The sequence below is a fragment of the [Enterobacter] lignolyticus SCF1 genome (genome assembly GCF_000164865.1).
Taxonomy (GTDB): Bacteria; Pseudomonadota; Gammaproteobacteria; order Enterobacterales; family Enterobacteriaceae; genus Enterobacter_B; species Enterobacter_B lignolyticus.
In genome coordinates, this window is record NC_014618.1 from 4,313,828 (window position 1) to 4,334,207 (window position 20,380).

The 20,380-nt window shown below is 54.0% G+C and carries 15 protein-coding genes, 1 tRNA gene and 1 pseudogene; 5 read left to right on the top strand and 12 right to left on the bottom strand.

The annotated features are described in order from the left end of the window. The first annotated feature begins 19 nt into the window (after positions 1 to 19). From ENTCL_RS20040 to ENTCL_RS20060, 5 genes are all read left to right on the top strand, one after another. A complete protein-coding gene (locus ENTCL_RS20040) occupies positions 20 to 1,321 on the top strand; it encodes an anaerobic C4-dicarboxylate transporter (protein ID WP_013367968.1) in 1,302 nt (433 codons plus the stop codon). 128 nt (positions 1,322 to 1,449) lie between these two features. Further along, entirely contained in the window at positions 1,450 to 1,797 is a 348-nt protein-coding gene (gene cutA, locus ENTCL_RS20045) for a divalent cation tolerance protein CutA (protein WP_013367969.1), read from the top strand. Further along, positions 1,773 to 3,491, top strand: a complete 1,719-nt coding sequence (locus tag ENTCL_RS20050; protein WP_013367970.1) for a protein-disulfide reductase DsbD — start codon at positions 1,773 to 1,775, stop codon at positions 3,489 to 3,491. The genes cutA and ENTCL_RS20050 overlap by 25 nt, the downstream gene beginning before the upstream one ends. 36 nt (positions 3,492 to 3,527) lie before the next feature. Beyond that, positions 3,528 to 4,103 carry a transcriptional regulator gene (locus tag ENTCL_RS20055; RefSeq protein ID WP_044612186.1) on the top strand — a complete coding sequence of 192 codons (576 nt, stop codon included), beginning with the start codon at positions 3,528 to 3,530 and terminating at the stop codon, positions 4,101 to 4,103. Positions 4,104 to 4,229: 126 nt separating this feature from the next. Further along, positions 4,230 to 4,305: transfer RNA gene (locus ENTCL_RS20060), tRNA-Phe, on the top strand. 344 nt (positions 4,306 to 4,649) lie between these two features. On the opposite strand, the gene ENTCL_RS23275 is transcribed toward ENTCL_RS20060, so the two are convergent. From ENTCL_RS23275 to ENTCL_RS20115, 12 genes and pseudogenes are all read right to left on the bottom strand, one after another. Continuing rightward, entirely contained in the window at positions 4,650 to 5,225 is a 576-nt protein-coding gene (locus ENTCL_RS23275) for a hypothetical protein (RefSeq protein WP_013367972.1), read from the bottom strand. 310 nt (positions 5,226 to 5,535) lie between these two features. Further along, a pseudogene (locus tag ENTCL_RS24200) lies at positions 5,536 to 5,757 on the bottom strand (hypothetical protein); the annotation flags it as partial. Between the two features lie 235 nt (positions 5,758 to 5,992). Further along, on the bottom strand, positions 5,993 to 6,481 hold the full coding sequence (locus tag ENTCL_RS23820) for an adhesin (RefSeq protein ID WP_157865564.1): 489 nt from the start codon (positions 6,479 to 6,481) through the stop codon (positions 5,993 to 5,995). 393 nt (positions 6,482 to 6,874) lie between these two features. Next, complete coding sequence (locus tag ENTCL_RS20080; protein ID WP_420805076.1) at positions 6,875 to 8,068, bottom strand: VENN motif pre-toxin domain-containing protein; 1,194 nt, start codon at positions 8,066 to 8,068, stop codon at positions 6,875 to 6,877. Positions 8,069 to 8,312: 244 nt separating this feature from the next. Next, positions 8,313 to 8,582: a hypothetical protein gene (locus ENTCL_RS20085; protein ID WP_044612025.1), complete on the bottom strand. Its 270-nt coding sequence runs from the start codon at positions 8,580 to 8,582 to the stop codon at positions 8,313 to 8,315. After that, complete coding sequence (locus ENTCL_RS23505) at positions 8,579 to 8,827, bottom strand: hypothetical protein (RefSeq protein ID WP_157865565.1); 249 nt, start codon at positions 8,825 to 8,827, stop codon at positions 8,579 to 8,581. Before ENTCL_RS23505 ends, ENTCL_RS20085 begins: the two co-directional genes overlap by 4 nt. Before the next feature lie 127 nt (positions 8,828 to 8,954). Next, positions 8,955 to 9,185 carry a hypothetical protein gene (locus tag ENTCL_RS24000; RefSeq protein ID WP_238981772.1) on the bottom strand — a complete coding sequence of 77 codons (231 nt, stop codon included), beginning with the start codon at positions 9,183 to 9,185 and terminating at the stop codon, positions 8,955 to 8,957. A gap of 15 nt (positions 9,186 to 9,200) precedes the next feature. After that, positions 9,201 to 9,575 (bottom strand): hypothetical protein, encoded by a 375-nt coding sequence (locus ENTCL_RS20095; RefSeq protein ID WP_013367973.1) that lies wholly within the window; start codon positions 9,573 to 9,575, stop codon positions 9,201 to 9,203. Positions 9,576 to 9,577: 2 nt separating this feature from the next. Next, complete coding sequence (locus ENTCL_RS23515) at positions 9,578 to 9,757, bottom strand: hypothetical protein (protein ID WP_237325097.1); 180 nt, start codon at positions 9,755 to 9,757, stop codon at positions 9,578 to 9,580. 56 nt (positions 9,758 to 9,813) lie between these two features. Next, a complete protein-coding gene (locus ENTCL_RS23900) occupies positions 9,814 to 10,170 on the bottom strand; it encodes a hypothetical protein (protein ID WP_049940956.1) in 357 nt (118 codons plus the stop codon). Positions 10,171 to 10,468: 298 nt separating this feature from the next. Beyond that, entirely contained in the window at positions 10,469 to 11,392 is a 924-nt protein-coding gene (locus ENTCL_RS20105) for a hypothetical protein (RefSeq protein WP_013367974.1), read from the bottom strand. Between the two features lie 261 nt (positions 11,393 to 11,653). Then, positions 11,654 to 20,308: a two-partner secretion domain-containing protein gene (locus tag ENTCL_RS20115; RefSeq protein ID WP_013367976.1), complete on the bottom strand. Its 8,655-nt coding sequence runs from the start codon at positions 20,306 to 20,308 to the stop codon at positions 11,654 to 11,656. Between the last annotated feature and the right edge of the window lie 72 nt (positions 20,309 to 20,380).

The following is a 20,380-nucleotide window of genomic DNA, read 5'->3' on the forward strand; positions in this document are numbered from 1 at the left end:
AACAATCAAGGAAGCAGTTATGATAATCATCGAGCTTATCATCGTATTAGTGGCGATCTTTATTGGCGCCAGACTGGGGGGTATTGGCATAGGTTACGCGGGGGGTCTCGGGGTGTTAGTCCTGGCGGCCATCGGCGTGAAACCGGGTAATATTCCATTTGACGTAATCTCCATCATCATGGCCGTCATTGCGGCAATCTCTGCCATGCAGATCGCCGGCGGCCTGGACTACCTGGTTCACCAGACGGAAAAACTGCTGCGCAAAAACCCGAAATACATCACCATTCTGGCGCCGATCGTGACCTACTTCCTGACGATTTTCGCTGGTACCGGCAACATCTCTCTGGCAACGCTGCCGGTGATTGCCGAGGTGGCGAAAGAGCAAGGCGTTAAGCCATGCCGCCCGCTGTCTACCGCCGTCGTCTCCGCGCAAATCGCGATTACTGCTTCCCCGATTTCCGCCGCGGTGGTGTACATGTCCTCGGTGATGGAAGGTCATGGCGTTAGCTACATTCACCTGCTGTCCGTGGTTATCCCGTCCACGCTGCTGGCGGTGCTGCTGATGTCATTCCTGGTGACAATGCTGTTCAACTCCAAGCTGTCCGATGACCCGGTATACCTCAAGCGTCTGGAAGAAGGGCTGATTGAGCTGCGCGGTGAGAAGCAGGTTGAAATCAAGCCGCATGCGAAGCTCTCCGTACTGATGTTCCTGCTGGGCGTGGTGTGCGTGGTCGTCTACGCGATTGTGAACAGCCCGAGCCTCGGCCTGGTCGCGAAACCGCTGATGAACACCACCAACGCAATCCTTATCATCATGCTGAGCGTGGCGACGTTAACCACTATCCTGTGCCGCGTGGAAACCGACTCTATCCTGAACTCCAGCACCTTTAAGGCCGGGATGAGCGCCTGTATCTGTATCCTCGGCGTCGCCTGGCTTGGCGATACCTTCGTCTCCGCCAACATCGACTGGATCAAAGAGACAGCAGGCAGCGTCATTCAGGGCCACCCGTGGCTGCTGGCGGTGATTTTCTTCTTCGCCTCCGCCCTGCTTTACTCCCAGGCGGCAACCGCCAAGGCGCTGATGCCGATGGCGCTGGCGCTGAACGTCACCCCGCTGACCGCCGTCGCGTCTTTTGCTGCGGTATCTGGTCTGTTCATTCTGCCTACCTACCCGACGCTCGTCGCGGCGGTGCAGATGGACGATACCGGTACTACCCGCATTGGACGTTTTGTCTTTAACCACCCGTTCTTTATCCCAGGCACAATGGGCGTTGTATTCGCCGTATGCTTTGGTTTCCTGCTGGGCAGCTTCATGCTGTAACCGCATCCACGGGGCGCGGCTGCGCCCCGTTTTCTACTGTTCGACCTCTCCGCGCTAACCCGTTTACGCCCCTCGCTGCTATAGTATCCCCTTGTTCTTTTAGGCCAACCCGCTCTGATGAGGTGTCTATGTCTGACGAAAGCAATCGCATTGTCGCCGCTACAAACGTTGTTGTTGTCCTTTGCACCGCGCCGGATGAGGCGACCGCGCAGGATCTGGCGGCAAAAGTACTGGCGGAAAAATTAGCTGCATGCGTGACGATCCTTCCTGGCGCCACCTCGCTATACTATTGGGAGGGGAAACTGGAACAGGAGTACGAGGTGCAGATGCTGCTTAAGTCTGATGCCGAGCATCAGCAAGCATTACTGGACTGCCTGAAATCTCATCATCCGTATCAAACGCCGGAACTGTTGGTTTTACCCGTATCCCACGGAGACAATAAATACCTCTCATGGCTCAACGCATCATTACGCTGATCCTGCTGCTGTGTAGCACATCAGCCTTTGCCGGGCTGTTTGACGCCCCCGGCCGTTCGAATTTCGTTCCTGCCGATCGCGCTTTTGCGTTTGATTTCAAGCAGAACGATCACAGCATCAACCTGAACTGGCAGATCCAGGACGGGTACTATCTCTATCGTAAACAGATAAAAATCACCCCGGCGCAGGCGACGCTCTCTGCGCTACAGCTGCCCGACGGCCAGACGCATGAGGACGAGTTCTTTGGCAAAAGCGAGGTCTACCGTAAACAGCTGACGCTGCCGCTCAATATTGAGCAGGCCGGTAAAGGCGCGACGCTGACGGTCACCTACCAGGGCTGCGCGGAGGCCGGGCTTTGCTATCCGCCGGAGACCAAAGTCGTACCGTTAAGCGAAGTGAGCGCCCTGGCGACACCGGCGACGCCCTCCGCCAGCGCGACAGGCGCGACGTCAGGCGAAAGCGACACCGATAAGCAGCCCGATAAGCTGCCGTTTTCTGCGCTTTGGGCGCTGATTGTCGGCATCGGCATCTCCTTCACCCCCTGCGTACTGCCGATGTATCCGCTGATTTCCGGTATCGTGCTCGGCGGCCAGCGCCGTCTCTCGACCTCGCGGGCGCTGTTCCTGTCGTTCTCCTACGTCCAGGGAATGGTCGTGACCTACACGCTGCTGGGGATAGTGGTCGCGGCCGCCGGGCTGAAGCTTCAGGCGGCGCTGCAGAACCCCTATGTGCTCATCGGGCTTTCCGCCGTATTTACCCTGCTGGCGCTGTCGATGTTCGGCCTTTTCAGCCTGCAGCTGCCCTCCTCGGTTCAAACCCATTTAGCGCTGCTCAGCAACCGTCAACAGGGCGGCTCAGCGGGCGGCGTGTTTGTGATGGGCGCTATCGCAGGTCTCATCTGCTCCCCCTGCACCACCGCGCCGCTCAGCGCCATTCTGCTGTACATCGCGCAAAGCGGTAACCTGTGGCTCGGCGGCGGGACGCTGTATCTGTACGCGCTGGGCATGGGGATACCGCTCATTATCGTCACCACCTTCGGCAACCACCTGCTGCCGAAACACGGCCCCTGGATGGCGCGCGTCAAAACCGCGTTCGGATTTGTTATTCTTATCCTTCCCATTTTCCTGCTGGAACGCGTTTTTGGCGAAGTCTGGGGAGCGAGGATGTGGGCCGCGCTCAGCGTCAGCTTTTTCGCCTGGGCATTTCTCACCAGCCTGAACCTGGCAAGATCGTGGGGACGGATGGTGCAAATTCTGCTGCTGGCAGGCGCGCTTATCAGCGTTCGTCCGCTGCAGGACTGGATATTTAACATCCCGATTCAGCAACAGCAGGCCCACCTTAACTTCACCCGCGTCGCCAATACGGACGAACTCCAGCAGGCGCTGGCGCAGGCTAAAGGCAAGCCGGTAATGCTGGATCTGTATGCAGACTGGTGCGTCGCCTGTAAAGAGTTCGAGAAGAACACGTTCAGCGACCCACTGGTGCAACAGGCGCTCAGTAATACCGTCCTGCTGCAGGCGAATGTAACGAAAAATGCGGCCCAGGAGCTGGCGTTAATGAAGGAGCTGAACGTCATGGGTCTGCCGACCATTCTGTTTTTCAATGCAGCGGGAGAGGAACTCCCCGCGCAGAGAGTGACCGGGTACCTGGATGCCGATGCCTTTCACCGGCATTTGCAGAATCTGCCCCAGTAAACGACACTCTTAAGGGAGTAAATGAAGGAGAACGCCGTGCAACGTGAAGACGTACTAGGGGAAGCCCTGCAATTGCTGGAATTAAAAGGGATTGCTGGTACCACACTCGACATGGTGGCTGAACGCGTCCGCTATCCGCTCGCCGATTTAACGCGCTTCTGGCCCGATAAAGACGCGCTGGTGTATGACGTATTGCGCCACCTGAGCCAGCAGGTCGATACCTGGCGCCGACAGCTGATGCTCGATGAAGAGCTGAGCATCGAGCAAAAACTGCTGGCGCGCTATACCGCGCTGACCGAATGCGTCAGCAATCAGCGCTATCCCGGCTGCCTGTTTGTCGCCGCCTGTACGTTTTATCCCGATCCGGAACATCCGACCCACCAGCTCGCCGAGCTGCAAAAACGCGCCGCCCATGATTTTACCCACGAGCTGCTGACCAGGCTTGAGGTCGATGACCCGGCGATGGTGGCCAGCCAGATGGAGCTGGTGCTGGAAGGGTGTCTGAGCCGGATGCTGGTTAACCGCAGCCAGAGCGACGTCGACACCGCACAGCGGCTGGCGGAAGATATTCTGCGCCTGGCGCAGTGCCGTCTGGGCGGAGCCCTGAGCTGAGTATCCCGGAGCATCGACCCGATTCGCTGCAAAAGCGCGCAAGCTGCCGCAAAGATAAGCAAACGCGCCGCTTTTCAGGAAATTTGGTTGACGGAGGTGGCCGATTAAGGTTTAATGCGCCCCGTTGCCCGGATAGCTCAGTCGGTAGAGCAGGGGATTGAAAATCCCCGTGTCCTTGGTTCGATTCCGAGTCCGGGCACCACTCTTTAAAGAACCCGCCCACAAGGCGGGTTTTTGCTTTTAAGCGCAGGCATCTCTGCACGACTCCAGTAACGCCTCAATCGACACCACACCGTCACTCGTACGTATCCAGCGCGGTTTCTTCGTGTACCGTGGCAGCGTTACCGTGTCCTTCTCGCTCGCTAGCAAATCACTCAGCTTTCTGTCCGGGTATCTGTCGTTACGATTTTACCCTTTATCGGTTGGTGATCTCGAATCATCTCCCCCGAACATCCCGGCAACCTCGAAAAGTGCGTGGGACTAAAGCGGGTGTGCTTACAAGGCCACTGACGGTCTCTTTGCCGCTAGTTTTCTCAACTTTTGGCATTATTTATACTCTTTTTTCCCCAACAAACTAATTGTGTAATTGCATTCTTTGACATTCCACACTTCTGCTGGAGTACTTTTGCCTTCAGTAATATCAGTAATCATTACTGGTTGAATATAATAGCCCCCAGTTAAAGTGTAAGCTTCATAAGAGTGGTTCGCTTTAGGTATGAATGAACGATACGAAGAATGTACTGTTTGAGTATAGGTTGTCTGACTTGTAGTTCTGTAGCCAATCTCGAGATACTGTCCAGGCTGTATATTGTACTCCATAACGTCAACTCCGCGTAATGGGGAGTCTTCCGGAGGCTGTTTAATACCTTCAATGTATTTTGATTTTGTAGATTTCATACCAAGAATGTTAACACCTTGTACTAATGATTTAGAGTCCACTTCCTGAAGGCAACCTCCAGACATTCTGTAAAATTTAATTGAGAGTGGTGAAGCGTTATTTACCACACGAATCTTAGCTGCATCATTTCCAGAATAATCAGACATTGGGGAGATGGCTATCACACAGCCAGTTAATGGGAGTGATAAGACTATAGAGGAAATGCATTTAATTAATTTAGACATAAAACTCATCCTATAAGACAGGTTAATTTATTAAAGTGTTTTCCCTGAGATGTGAAGAGGTACAGGGAAGATAACGAAACCTCACAGCCCTCAAGGACTGGTGCGAAGTGTTTTCTGTCCATCGCGGCCCCGCGCATCTTTCTGCACACTCCGGCTTTGAACCCTATTTTCTGCGATCATATATTTACAATGATATCTTTCTGGCATCCCATAGTATCTATCGTTACGATTTTTCCCTTTATCGGTTGGTGATTTCGAATCATCTTCCCCGAACATCCCGGCAATAATGGTACCAAGACCATCCCCCTTCCGCATTAGCCCCTGCGCCCAGTCCCCACATTGCCTGAGCACCATCTGGTAAGAAAGCTACACTACCTGTTGCTAATGCCCCAGCATAAGCTTTATTAACTGCCTCGCCTCGCTTACAGGCTTCACCACCAGGGGCATCGTTACAGGAAAGTACATCTGCGCCATGCGCCTGAGCAGCTTTAGCCTGATCGATTTCCGTTCCGAGAAGATTATTCTCAACAACTAATACTTCCTATTTTTAAAAGAAACATACCAACACCCAATACCAGCTATCATTCCACCAAAAGAAGCCCCTTTAATAACTCTAAAAAAACCCGGGAGATATGTTCCGAGTGGAATATCACGTACAATATACAGATATAATTTTGCAGCAACATACACTAAAGAAATAATAACGTTGGCCATTAACACAAAGGCAAGCACAAGGAAAACCAGTGACCACAACCATTTTTTGAAGATCATTTTGATTTTACCTCATTACTTTCATTATTGCTGGGATCAACTAAAATATTGAACCCCTCACCTGCTGTCCCGCCAGAAAATGCACCTGCTATACCAGGTATAGGGCTTAACCTAGATGGCTGAGAAATTGCCATGCCAATATCATCCCAGCGTAGTGATTTCCATGTCGGATAAACAACATCACCTAACACCGGTTCTATAAATTTATTACCAATACCATAACCGATTGCGCCGCCAAGACCACCGATAGTCCCGTACAAGAATGGATTTTTCCCATCGATAGAACTTGTGATAGCACTGCTTCCCGCATTGATAAGAACCGTTGACTTAAATCCAGTATAGCGAGTTAAAACCCCAGTCCAGTATGCTGCAATGATGTTTTTAAGATCAACAGAACCATTCATCCATAAATCTACACCTCCTACGGCTCCTGCGCTTATAGCACCGGAAACTACCATTGCTTCAGGAAGAACACCTCCAGACATCACAGTACCCATCGCAGCTACAGCCATCTGGCACGATACTGGTGTATTTCCGCTACAGGCTTCTTTAATCGCGGCCTGCTGCTCCGCCTGCCATTTTTCTGTTGTTCCCGGTTTTACCGCATTTGCAGCGGCCAGAACGCTGGCAAGGTTATGTTACAATTGATTATTTCTTTAGCAAGTTGGCAATCCATAACATTAAACCTGCAAAGCTACCTATATATACGCCTATCTTACCTAAAAATAAAAAAATGCTCGATGAAAAAGACACAGGTATTCCTTTATAAAGGAGGAAAAAAAACTCTCCGCATACATATAAAACCACCCCTGTTAGAAAAGTTGAAACCATGCTGAATACAATAAAAAAAAACAGAGGAAGAATGAATTTTAGAGATTTCATTTGCCACCACCTTCCTGCTTCATTTTGTACTCAGTATATTTACCTCCAGCTTCTGAAGTGATACTACCGCCAATGTCACCAATTGAGCTGGGGATATTGCTTGGTTTCATTTCTTTTGAAAGGCCATAATCCCCTTTTACTTCAGTAAACTGTCTCAGGTCGGCATTAAACTTCGGATCCCAGCCTCCTTTCCACCAGTTTACTCCGGCATTAACTCCCTTGGAGAGTCCTTTTCCAATGCCATAACCCGCAAAAGAACCTGCACCATTGATTAACGCGCCAGATGTTGGGTCTTTCCCTTCGAGCCAGTTTCCTAAGGCACCTCCAGCCGCATTCCAGCCAACAGTACCTACAACTCCATTTCCTGCGCTGATCACATTAACCCAGCCCCCGATAATTGCTGTCGTTGGATCTATAGTTCCTTCAGTCAGATAGTTGATACCAGCATTAGCCCCTGCGCCCAGTCCCCACATTGCCTGAGCACCACCTGGTAAGAGAGCTACACTACCTGTTGCTAATGCCCCAGCATAAGCTTTATTAACTGCCTCGCCTCGCTTACAGGCTTCACCACCAGGGGCATCATTACAGGAAAGTACATCTGCGCCATGCGCCTGCGCAGCTTTAGCCTGATCGATTTCCGTTCCGAGAAGATTATTCTCAACCGCATTCTTCCCGGCCTGCGCCCCGCTCATTGCCCCTGACGTATCACCACCCATAATCCCTCCCGCCATTCCGGCCGCCACCGTCGCCAGCGCCGTCACCGTGTCCTTCTGCGACTGTGACAGGTTCTTAGTGTCGATATCCGGGTACAGCGCCTTCGCAATGGCGCCCGCTGCCAGCTCTCCGGACGCCGCGCCTGCGGCACCCGCCAGCGCGCTGCCGCCGTTCAGCTCCGCCACCACGCCGCCCAGTACTGCATGGGCGATGGCTTTCGCCTCCGTATTATTGTCAATACCGGCATGGTGTCCAATGATATCCGCCAGCCCAGCGTGCCGGTGTCGAGGCTGTTTTTGTCGCCCGGCGCGGTGGATGCTGCCGCCCGTGCTGGCACTCTGCTGTTTACTGCTGTAGGTGTTCGTGTCCTGCTCGCTGCTCAGGATCAGGTTGCGGCCCACATCCATCTTCACCGTATCCCCGCTGACCTGCGCCCCGGTGAGCGTTGTGTCGCGCCCGCTGCTCATCGTGAGCAATTGCCCGCCGTCAGCGTGCTGTCGCTATGCGGGGTGCCGTTTCCAGCCTCCTTACCGCGGGCGCTGTTGCAGCCTGCAGCAGGCCCTGTGTGGTTTTTATTCTCTCCTGCGGATAAATAGTCCCTAGCTATTCAACATAACGCCAGTAATTATGCGCAGTTCTTAACCACTAACCACGCATAATCAGCGTTATGTCTGGCGCCCTACGGAGACCTGCAAAGGCGCTGCCTGTGTTATTTTAAAATTACTTAGGATCGGATGGTGGTGATTTCTTGGCTTTACGGTCATCCATCCAAGCAAATAGCCATGTTCGTAAACCAGCTGCAAGGCCTACAATTCCGCTAATAACCAGCAAATCAGTTACATCTTTTTTAGTTAAAACAATATTACCTTCGTGCCAAAGTCGAATCGCACATCTGGCAAGTAATATGAATATGAAAAATATAATAAAATAATAAATAACACTTCCCAAAAACATCAAAAATGATGGCTTTTTTATTTTATTAATCGTCATTTTTTCGTCCCTGCATTTTTCACTTCATTACTGATAAACTCTCCACCAAATGAGCCGAATATATCGTTCACTTCACCTGAGAACGGACCAAATTTCCCAAAAGTGCCCCCCAAGCCCGCACCAATACCCGCTCCAGCCAGTGAAGCTGTATTTGGACCATCACTAAAGAATGCCCCTCCCATTGTGATGCCTGTGTTAGCAAGGACACCACGACCGGGTGCCAGCATGCCGGTTGGCACTTCCAAGATAGCCCCACGATTTATCGGCGTTCTGAGGCTGGTTTAAATCGTAGACCTGATAGCCACTATTGGCCGCCAGTCCAAGAAGCCCACCACCAAGAACTTTACCTGCTGATGCAGCAGGCCCCAGATACTAGGCTTCGGCGATCATCACACCATCCTGGTAGCCGTCCACAATCACTTTCGTGATATTGGTGCTGTCCGGCATATCACCTTTTGCGATCTTATCCAGCCCTGCCTGAGTTTGTTCTGGTGATAAATTATTGTCCTGGTCGTACTGGTTCCACGAGGTGGCGGTCTGACCATTATCCATCAGGCCCTTCGGTAACTGAAATCCATCGCCCAGCGCATTATTCTCAACCACAAAGCCTGGTGACTTTTATTGCCCGAAATTTTTCCATGCCAATGCATGTTTTTTAGTCTCAACATGCATACTATTTTCAAGCTTATTCCAGATAGTCTCGTCATTATCACTAGCTGTGACCATTGACTCTATCAATCCAGTAGCAACCGCAGTTGCTAGCTCATCGCAAGGAGAGTTCATACCTTCTTCTATATGTTGAAAAATTAGTTTTGCGTCAAGTGCATTAAAAACATCCAATTGTTTTACTAGGCTTTTACCAACCAATGCAAATAACAACAGTGTCGGTGGATATTCAGGCATCCAATATTCGTAACACTTATGAATCTCTCCCTTTATGAAATCTGATTTTTCAGAAAAAAAACTCAAATAATAATTAATGCATTCATTCATCATCATTTTCCTTTTAAGGCATTTTGCATATCTTTCAGAACATTTTCTGCCGCAGCCCTATCGCTAGCAGAGGCCTGAGGATTTTTGTTAATCCAATCCTGTAGAGCTTTTGAGTAGGTCTGAGCTTTTTCGATATGCCCTCTCCCACCAACCGTCTCACCTGTTGCAAGTTCGTAACGCACAGCATCAGCGGTACTCCCGCTGCCGATTTTTGCATTGGGTCGATATAAATCATCTACTATGTTCTTGAGATTTTCATCTTTGATATTGGGTTTTCCATAGATGCGCGCAATGTATCAGCATACTCTTCATGTTGAGCACGGTTTTTAGGATCGATTGAAGTAGAGCTATTTCGCCCTTTATCCTCATCCTCCGGCCCCCATCCACCGGGCGTTCCTGAGCCAGCGCCACCAATCTCCGCCTTTTCTTTGTCCGTCATGCTCCCTGCGACATTTGGCTTCGATTCCTGACCCGGGTCGTCTGACGAACAGGCACGCCCGAATGAACACTGCGTGACTTTATCCAGCCAGTCAGTGGCATCCTCTATCACACCCTGAAGCCCGGAGGCTATCTTCCTGTCCGCATCCTGCTTCACTTTATCGCCGGGGCCAACTGGCACACCCGGTACAGGAACAGGGGTTGGGGCTGGAACCGCCAGCGAGTTATTCTCAACAACAACTATTTACGATTGTACTTTCGTACTTGTAGATAGAGTTGTAACCAAATTCCAGCGCCTCCCCATAGGCCAACAACTGCACCAATTATTCCATATTTTACATATACCTCAGAAGGTATTGGCTCCCGAGCGATAAGCCATATACTAACCACTATTCCAATCGAGCAGGTAGCTACAGATATAAGTAACAACTTAATAAAAAGTAGTAGATGGTTTTTCATTTTCTATCCCCATCAGCTTCTTTTTGAGTTGCGCTGCTTGCACCTTCTGATACGAATGAACCAATAAATCCACCAAATGTTCCTGGTATGGAGCTCATTTGGCCGCCTTGATACATACCGTATCCGATAGATTTTTCCGAATACTGCAGTGAATACTTGCTGGCATCCATGCCAAGCTGATTTTTGATGTACTGAGATTCAAATTTACTGGTGAGCGAAGCACCAATATTATAACCAAGACCGGTACCCGCCATACTGCCCAGCACTGCAGAGGTGCTATCCTGGCCTTCAATCTGGCTGCTCATGTAAGCACTGCCGGCACCCAACAGCTGGTTAGCGTAATATCCTTTCCCGGCAGTACCGACCCCGGTTAATCCTGACATTATAAAACTGAGATAATCAAACTTATCCCCCGTATTACCTGTCACTATCTGCACAGCACCGTTAGCACCATAGCTCAGCCCGGCCCTGACAAATTTTTCAGTCAGCGTTGCGGATGACATTAGCAGCGAACCTGCTCCGGCAACAGTGCCCCAGTAATTTTCGGGCTCGCCGAAGTAGGCCAAGGCCCTATCACCCTGTGACGTATTGCTATTCAGATAAGCCAGGTCATAGCTGTTACCTTCAATAACGTAATCCTTCACATCCTGATTTTCCAGAGAACCATACAGCCAGCCAGGTCGGCTCGCAGCGCTGAGTCCGCCCTCAATATTCCATTTGTCCTCCCCGGACAGCGCAGTGAGGGGATCTGCTGCAATATCGATGCTCAGTTTCTGTCGGTTCTCACCGCTGATAACTGCGTATTTGTTCTGGATATCGCCGCAGTCCCCGCCAGCCTGATGGCAGGCGGTCATTTCTTTGTCAAAAGCCTGTGCCTCATCCCAGCTTAAGTAATTGTTCTCAACAACAATTTTAGCCACAAAGCCGGGATTGCAAGACTGTCTAAAACCCTTTCAGTCTCAACAGTCTCGCTATGACAAACACAAAACCAGTGAAACTGCCAATTATGCAACCAATTTTAATGGTTTTTAATATATCTAGTTTCGTAAGATCGAACGATCCTGTCAGCAACCAGATTATAACATCTATAGCTAGGGCAATGGACAGGAAACTAATAATAATCCCCAGCACGCAGACAATAAAGATAATAAGTAAACTGAGCATTTTTTCATTGGGGAGTTTCATTTCAATTTATCCTCAATGAAAGGTTCAAATTTTTTTCCGCCATACTCTGATGAGAAAGAAGAGCTGATATCACCAAAACTGCTAGGTAGTTTGCTCGGTATCATTTCTTTTGAAAGGCCATATTCTCCTTTCACTTCAGTAAACTGTCTCAGGTCAGCATTAAACTTCGGATCCCAGCCACCTTTCCACCAGTTCGCACCAGTGTTAACGCCCCATTTAATGCCGTTACCAATGCCATAACCCACAAAAGAACCCGCACCATTTATCAACGCACCAGATGTTGGGTCTTTCCCTTCGAGCCAGTTTCCTAAGGCACCTCCAGCCGCATTCCAGCCAACAGTACCTACAACTCCATTTCCTGCGCTGATCACATTAACCCAGCCCCCGATAATTGCTGTCGTTGGATCTATAGTTCCTTCAGTCAGATAGTTGATACCAGCATTAGCCCCTGCGCCCAGTCCCCACATTGCCTGAGCACCACCTGGTAAGAGAGCTACACTACCTGTTGCTAATGCCCCAGCATAAGCTTTATTAACTGCCTCGCCTCGCTTACAGGCTTCACCACCAGGGGCATCATTACAGGAAAGTACATCTGCGCCATGCGCCTGAGCAGCTTTAGCCTGATCGATTTCCGTTCCGAGAAGATTATTCTCAACCGCATTCTTCCCGGCCTGCGCCCCGCTCATTGCCCCTGACGTATCACCACCCATAATCCCTCCCACCATTCCGGCCGCCACCGTCGCCAGCGCCGTCACCGTGTCCTTCTGCGACTGTGACAGGTTCTTAGTGTCGATATCCGGGTACAGCACCTTCGCAATGGCGCCCGCTGCCAGCTCTCCGGACGCCGCGCCTGCGGCACCCGCCAGCGCGCTGCCGCCGTTCAGCTCCGCCACCACGCCGCCCAGTACTGCATGGGCAATGGCTTTCGCTTCCGTATTATTGTCAATACCGGCATGGTGTCCAATGATATCCGCCAGCACCGGTGCAGACGCCCCGGCTATTGCACCCGCCAGGTTTCCATTCGCCAGCCCGCTCAGCGCCGCTGTCGCCCCCTGTATCCCCATCTGGACGGCGCTGCCTGTTCCCCACTGCGCCATGGCGTTGTTGTAAGCCTGTTGTGCCACATCCGCATCGGTGAAAGGTTTACCCTCACGCTCCAGCTGTGCCCGGGCCTCCGCCAGTTTCTGCGGGTCCTTCTGCGCCTTCAGCCCCTGGAGTGCCCCCTGTGTCGTCGCAATATCGCCTGCCTGAGTGCCAATCTCGCTGATAAGCTGCGTCTCGCGGATCCTGTCCTGCTCTTTCTCTTTATCAAAAATCTGCCCGATACTGCCGTTGGCTCCCGCCGTATCCCGGCTCAGGTCTGCGATGTTCTGTGTCTGGCTGTCCTTATTGCGCAGGGTGACGGTGCCCTCGCCGATGGCAGCATGGGTGGTGCCTTCATCATGACCGGAACCGTTCAGCCCGCTCAGCAGACCGTTCGCCGCATTCCCCGCAAACTGGCTGCCGATACTGCCCCCGGTGCTTAAGCCCACACCTGCATGTTCAACCTTATAGTCGGCCTGATTGTGGATATCGCGCCAGCCCAGCGTGCCGGTGTCGAGGCTGTTTTTGTCGCCCGGCGCGGTGGACGCTATCGTCGCCCCGTTCAGCTGGGTGTGGTTGCCCACCGTTATATCAAATCCGCCCTGGCCGGCCTGGATACCCGTCTGCTCCTGTACCGACTTCCAGTTCGAGTGCATTTTGTCCTGGCTCAGGCTGATGTTCGCCGACCCGGTCATCGAGCCAATATTAAAGCTGCCGCCCGCGCTGGCGCTCTGCTGCTTACTGTCGTAGTTGTCGCTGTCCTGCTCGCTGGTCATGATGAGGTCCCGGCCCACCTTCACCTTCACCGAATCACCACTGACCTGCGCCCCGGTCATGAGGGTGTCGCGCCCGCTTTTCATCGTGACGGTGTTGCCTGCTGTAAGCGTGCTTTCGGTATGGGTCAGGCCGCTGCCGCTCTCTTTTCCGCTGGCGCTGTTGACGCTGGCGGAAATCTGAATCCCCCAGCCGCCGGAGCCTGCACCAATGCCGATGCCTGCCGTACCGCCCTTACTTTCATTTTTGCCGGTCAGGGCCGAGGTGTTTTCACCGGATTTCAGGATGATGTCGCGGCTGGCGTCAAGCACGGCATTATTCCCCGCCTGCAACTGGCTGCCCTGAACACTGATATCGCCATCGCTGGCCTGGATGTTCAGATTATGCCCGGCCGTCACGCTGCTGCCCCGGGAGGTGGTGCTGGTCTGCGTTTGTTCTGATTTTGACGACTGGCTGCCGTACGAGAGCGTCACCCCGATGGCATTATCGTTTTTCGGGTCAGCGCCCTGCGCCTGGTCCAGCGCCACCGCCTGACCGGCCTGCACCCCGGACAGGGCCGCCTTCGTCGCCTGCAGTGCGGCAATGCGACTGTTGCTCTCATCCTGTGACTGTTTCGCGGTCGTCACGGCGGTATTGAGCGCGCTGCCCGCGGCCCCGGACAGCGCCAGGGTCAGGCCGGAGGTCTTCTGCTCCACCTTGTGGGTGGCGGTACTCTCATCCTGCGCCGCCAGAATCGAGACATTCTTGCCTTTCAGCAGCACATCGCGACCGGCAATCAGGTCTGAATTGATCGCCGCCAGATTGTTACCCGCGCTGACACTGAGATTACCGTCACTGCTGCCCACGGTACTGCCCCGGTGGGTGTTTTCACTGAGCGTGTCCGTGACCTTCAGGTCCTGCGTACCGTAGCTCACACCAATACCCCCGGTGCCGGTTAAACCCGATGTGGTCTGTTGTTTAACATGCGTTTCCTGATTGCGCTCATCCGCCGCCGTGATGGTCACATCGTGTCCGCCATGCAGCGTTACATCCTGTGTACCGGCCACATCGCTGCCCTTTATCAGCACATCATGCCCGCCGTTAATGCTGACCGTATTGCCGCTGAGCTGGCTGGCCTGCGCCGTATCCCGGCTGAACGCATCGCGGGTGGTAGTGGTGGTGCTGGAGAGCATACCGCTGGTGCCGGTTTTCTTATGGCGCTCATCCACGTCATTGTGGTCAGTACCGCTGACGATGCTGATGTCGTGGCCTGCCGCCAGGTTCAGCGCGTCACCGGCATTCACGCTGACTGCGCGGGCGTTGATATCCTGACCCGCCGCCACTGACACGCTGCCGCTACCGGCAATCCGGGTACCGGTCTCATGGCTGTTCGCCTGGTGCAGGGTATTGTCTTTATCCCACGCCACATCATCCTGGCTGGCGGTCGTGACGGTGTTCAGGTTGACGTTTCTTCCCGCGGCAATCAGCGTCTGGCTGTCGTTGCCTGCGTTCACCACCTGCGCTGCCGTCAGATTCGCATCCCGACCCGCATTAATCACCAGCGTGCTGTTATCGTTAAGCACGGTGATGCTGGCGACTTTGTCCAGCGAGGTACGGCTGAACTGGCTGGTTGCGTTGCTGCTGGTGCTGCTTCGGGTGGTGGTGGTGAGGTTGATATCCCGCCCGGCATTTGCCACCAGCGAATCCAGCCCCAACAGGGAGCCGCCAATACTGGTGATGTCGTTACGCGCATTCAGGCTAACATCCGCGCCCTGAAGGGTACCTGCGTTGTTGAGGATATTCTCAGCGGTGATGACCGTGGCCTTACGTCCGCCAATCACGCCGCTGTTGTTCAAATCCCCCGCCAGGTGCATGGCGATATTGCCGCCCGACATCAGTGCGCCGCTGGCGTTGAGATCACCCGGTTTGACAGGGGCATACACCTGCGGCACGAGCACGGTCTGACGGGAGCCATCCGGCATCGCGATAGTGGTATTCACCAGCCAGACAATCGGCTTCGTCAGTTTCGCCATCTGTTCGGCGGTCAGGGCCACGCCCGGGGTGAGATGATACTGGTCATTGAACGCCAGGCCATTGTCCATCAGCGCTTGGTATTCGTCTTCATCGCTGCTGAAGCCGTCAAGATAGCGCATGCCTGACAGGGCAATAATCTGTTCACGCACCAGACGCTGTTCGTAGTAACCATCGCCGAGGCGTTTCATGGTCTGGTCGAGGCCGAGCTTATCCTGCATATAATCGCTGGCGAGCCATCGCCGGTTATTGGTAAAACGCGGGTCGGTCTGAATCAGGTAGCTGCTGTTGTTGTCGGTAATAACGTTAAACAGACTGTTATCCGGCAGGCGGGTATCCGGCATCACGGTGCGGATAACCGTGCCGTCATCACCATTCACCGGCACCACGTCAAACCGGGCGCCAGGACGTGGCGCAACCGGCGCCCTGCCGCTGCCATTCACGCCGGTATCCGTGCTGCCTGCGCCGCCGGTTTTGACATCGGTATTACGGTTACCCTGAGCATCGATATTCTCACCGCTACCGCTGAAGCTGCTGTTTTCGCCCATCCGCCCCGGACTCAGGGAGATAGTCTGAATAATGGTCGGTGGTGTGTATTTCGAGGTATCGATACCGGGTTTGTCCCCGCCCTTTTGGCTGTCGCGCCAGTAGTGCTTGAGGGTGCCTTTATCGGTGATGATGCGCTGACCTTCGGCCTGAACGTTATTGACCGTCGTCGCGTTAACGGCAAGGGTGCCTCCGGCAACGATTTCGCTGTTGTCGTTAGTCACCGTGTTGCCGTTAATGGTCAGATGGCCTCCGGCAAGAAGCTTCGCCGGGTCGCTCTCCTTGACCTGTGTTTCCTGCGTCGTCTCGGTGTAGCGATACTCGTTGAAATTATCACCCTTGTTGGTACTGTGGCAGGTCACACCTTCGATACAGATAATCCAGGTTTCGTCCTTATCGAGATGAATGTTGTAGTCAGCGGTGTCATACATCGTGCCTCTCCACTGGTATACCAGTTTGTCGATAACCGAGACGGTCACCAGTTCAGTGGAAAAATGGTCGTTGATGTTATTGAGCTGACTGACGTTCAGCACCATGTCGCCTGCGGACTCCATGGTCGCGCTGTGATTGTTGATGACGCCGGCACGTCCGATCACGGTTCCATCCGCTGCCAGCGCGCCGCCAACCGCCAGCGTGCCGTCACTGTATATCAGCGCGTGACCGTCATTATTGAGGGTCTGCGCGCCAATATTGACCTGCTGACGTCCGGCCAGCACTGGCGCCACACCACCGGCCGCCAGATTGTTGAACGTGGCGACGTTCACGCCAATGCTGTCGCCGTAGATACGCCCGGTACCCGTGTTAGCCAGCGTTCCGGTTTCAAGCCAGGTCAGACCGCCGTCAATCAGGCCGTAATTGGTGATGCTACCGGAAAAATACAGCCGGTCTGTGCCGCCGTTGATTTCCCCGGCCTGCAAATTGGTCAGGCTGTTTCCGTGAATATTCAGGATATTCCCTGCCAGTAGTTGCCCGCTGTTGGTGATATTGCCGCCGGTTGTTAGCGACAGGTTGTTGTTGGCAATGAGTTTTCCCCAGTTACTCATCCCCTGCTGGCTGGTGATGGCCATATCACCAGAGGAAAGCAGTTGACCGTCGCCGGTCAGACTGAGGGCGTTGAGAGCGAGCAGGCTCCCCGCGCTGGCAGTACCACCAGTGTTAGTCAACTGCAGGGCGCGGCCGTCCATGGTAAACGTGTTACCGGCTGACATCAGCCCACTGCGGTTATCGAGCTGGCCTGCTACGTTCAACGTCATACCGTCATTCGCCAGCAGGCTGCCGCTCTGGTTGTTAAAGGTACCGCTGGTGATGTTTACTGTCTGACCTTCAATACCCTGGTTATTCCCCTGCGTCGCGCTGTTATCCAGTTGCTGCGCCGCAAGCGTGGTGGTGGCCCCGCTGCGCAGCAGACCATTCTGATTATTGAGCCGCGAGACAATGTTCAGCCATAAATCGCCTGCGCTCTGAATTTGCCCCTGCTGATTCTGCAGCGACTGCGCGCTGAGGCGCGCATTCCCCTGCGCGACAATGCGCCCGCCGTTGCGGTTATCCAGCGCATTTGCGGTGACGGTGGCATCTGTACCTGCCCCCAGCGTGCCGCCCTGGTTATTCAGGTCGGCGCTGTTCACGGTCAGTGCAGCCAGACTGTAAAGCGTGCCGTGCTGATTATTGAGCGCATGGCCCTGGGTGTTGAGCGTGATCCCGTTGCCCTGCACGATCCCGTTCTGGTTGTCCAAATCGCTCACCGTAGAGATATCGGCAGCGCCCTGCGCCACAATTTGTCCGTGCTGGTTGGCAAGCAGGGTATTCAGCAGCGAGAGACTTTTTCCGGCGAGCAGCAGGCCTGAGGTGTTATCAACCGAGGACGATGTTATCGTCAGACTCCCACGGGCGCTGATACCGCCCTGGTCGACGGTGCCGGTGTTGCTGAGACTCTTCACGGCGAGCATCATATCGTCGCCGCTCTGAAGCTGACCTCCGGTATCATTTTTCAGCGTATCCGCCTGCAAATCCAACACTGACTGCACCGCAATTTGCCCGGCGCGGTTTCCCACAGCGAGGGCCACGATACGCGCGCTGCCGTTCGTCAGCAGTTTACCCTGGTCGTTGAGCAGCGTTTGCGCCTTCAGCTGCATATCGCCATCAGCACCCATGACGCCGCTTGCGCTGTTATCCAGCGTGTCGCTCAGCGAAAACTGCAGGTTATCACCGGCTTTGATGACACCCGCCTGGTTAATCAGGTTGTTGGCATTCAGGGTAAAAAGACCGCCCGCGCCAAGAATGCCGGACTGATTCAGGACATCCGTAGTCTTGATACCCAGGCGGCCGCTGCTGGCAATTTTACCCTGGCGGTTATCCAGCCCCTCATTCAGCAGCAGCTGCATATCGCCGCCAGTGCCTATGTTGCCGAGCGTGTTATTGAGTGAGGCGGTCTGCAGGGAGAACGTCCCTGTACCCGCCAGCGTGCCGCCCGCATTATTGAACGTCTCAGAGGTGGCAGCCATATCACCGGCGGTTTGAATGGTCCCTGAACGGTTATCCACGGCCTGCTGTGCCGCCAGGCTCAGTTTGCCCTTACCCGCATGGGTGATTTCACCGCTGGTGTTGTTAAGGGTATTGGCGCTCAGGGTCAGGTTGTTGCTGTTACTGCGAATTTTACCGCCCTGATTATCGAGATTTCCGGCCGGATTCAGCGTCAGATCGTCTTCACCGAGCTGCGTTATCGTACCGCTGCGGTTGCTGAGGTCGCGTGATGACAGCGTCAGTTTGTCCGCCGTCAACGCGCCGCCATCGTTGTTAAAGGCCGATGTGGTGTGCGCCGTCAGCCCTTTTTGGGCATCAACGGTGGCTCCGGCTGTCGAGAGCGGGCCGCTCCGGGCTTCCAGTACTACGGATTGCGCCGCCGTCTGGCTGCCGCTGATGTCGATGCCATCGCCTGCCGCCTGAATATTTCCGCCCGCCAGCGTCTGCCCGTGGGCCTCAAGCGGGCCGGTGGTGGTCAGCGTGATATCGCCTGGTTTTGTTAACCTGCCACCGTCATCCACACCAGCGGCAATCAGGCTGTCCTTCGTGCTGGTAAGCGTTTTCGCCGTGGCTGTCAGCGAACCGCCGCTCACCAGGGTGCCACTGTGACTGAGGTTGCCGTCGCTGCTGAGCGTCAGTTGTCCGTTACTGTGCAATTTGCCGCTGTTGACGATATCGCTGCGGCTGGTGATTTGGGTGTCAGCTGCACTACTGACCAGCCCGCTGTTCTCAATGCGTCCGTCGGCGGTTAGCACGACATTACCTGCCGTGGCGCCAATTTTCCCGGCGTTATGGACCCCCACCCCCTGTTCGGTGCCCGTCAGACGGATTTTCCCGGCATACATGCCGCCGAGGGCGGAAACGTCCAGCGCCATTTCCGGCTTCTGGCTGCCATCATCGGCAAGTTTTGTGATGGTGGCATGGGCGGCATCCACCTGGTTGCGGCCGGTGGTGACCTTCAGGTCGTTCGCCCGGATGCCCGCATTAACCTTCACGCTGCGGGCAATGATATCGGTGTAATCAGATTCTTTGCTGTCAAGGCCGCCGCCGGTAATGGTGATGTTGCCACCATTCACCTGGTAACCGGTCAGATTGCCGTCGCTGAACTGCGGTCTCCCGGTGGTCAGCGTCGCGCGATTGGCATTAATAAACCCACAACCATCACAGCTGATGCCGGAGGGGTTAGCAATGACCACCTGCGCTTTTTGTCCGGCCACTTCAAGGTAACCATTGAGTCGGCTCGGATCACGTGAATTGACTTCGTTAAGGATAACTTTGGCTTCACCTTTCACCAGATTCGGGTTACCCGCCACCATCCCGGCAAGCTGCGTGTTCGTATTGGCGTGACTGTTGTTAAGAACCGCGCCTTTACTGTCCACATCAAACTGACTGTAGGTGTTACGGGAAACGCCTGCGGCGCTCGGCGTCTGAATGTTGACCTGCGGGAGCCCGCTGGCCGTGTTGAGTATCTGCGGTTGCTGGTTACCGGGGGCGCTCTTGTCCGCCACTATTCCCGCCATGGCCGGCGTGATTGCCGCCAGACAGAGCAAAATACCAAACGTCAGTGGTGTCAGCGTTGCCGTGAGGGCGGCACCTGGTTTGCTGTCTGCCCCCGATGAGGGAGAAACGCCAGCGCGGTGGGAACGGGTGATGTCCGCAACAACCATCAACATGCCGCGCGCTTTGTTAAACACGATACGATAGAAAAGTTTATTCATTGCCGTGACTCACTGTCATCCGTTGACCGCCGCTGCGTGCGGTGAATTATCCAGAGAAAACAAAACACGCCC

What these genes read in the sequence shown, in the direction of transcription:
- ENTCL_RS20040 (WP_013367968.1), top strand. Translation starts at nt 20, where the DNA reads ATGATAATCATCGAGCTTATCATCGTATTAGTGGCGATCTTTATTGGC.
- cutA (WP_013367969.1), top strand. Translation starts at nt 1,450, where the DNA reads ATGTCTGACGAAAGCAATCGCATTGTCGCCGCTACAAACGTTGTTGTT.
- ENTCL_RS20050 (WP_013367970.1), top strand. Translation starts at nt 1,773, where the DNA reads ATGGCTCAACGCATCATTACGCTGATCCTGCTGCTGTGTAGCACATCA.
- ENTCL_RS23275 (WP_013367972.1), bottom strand. Translation starts at nt 5,225, where the DNA reads ATGTCTAAATTAATTAAATGCATTTCCTCTATAGTCTTATCACTCCCA.
- ENTCL_RS23820 (WP_157865564.1), bottom strand. Translation starts at nt 6,481, where the DNA reads ATGTCTGGAGGTGTTCTTCCTGAAGCAATGGTAGTTTCCGGTGCTATA.
- ENTCL_RS20085 (WP_044612025.1), bottom strand. Translation starts at nt 8,582, where the DNA reads ATGACGATTAATAAAATAAAAAAGCCATCATTTTTGATGTTTTTGGGA.
- ENTCL_RS20095 (WP_013367973.1), bottom strand. Translation starts at nt 9,575, where the DNA reads ATGAATGAATGCATTAATTATTATTTGAGTTTTTTTTCTGAAAAATCA.
- ENTCL_RS20115 (WP_013367976.1), bottom strand. Translation starts at nt 20,308, where the DNA reads ATGAATAAACTTTTCTATCGTATCGTGTTTAACAAAGCGCGCGGCATG.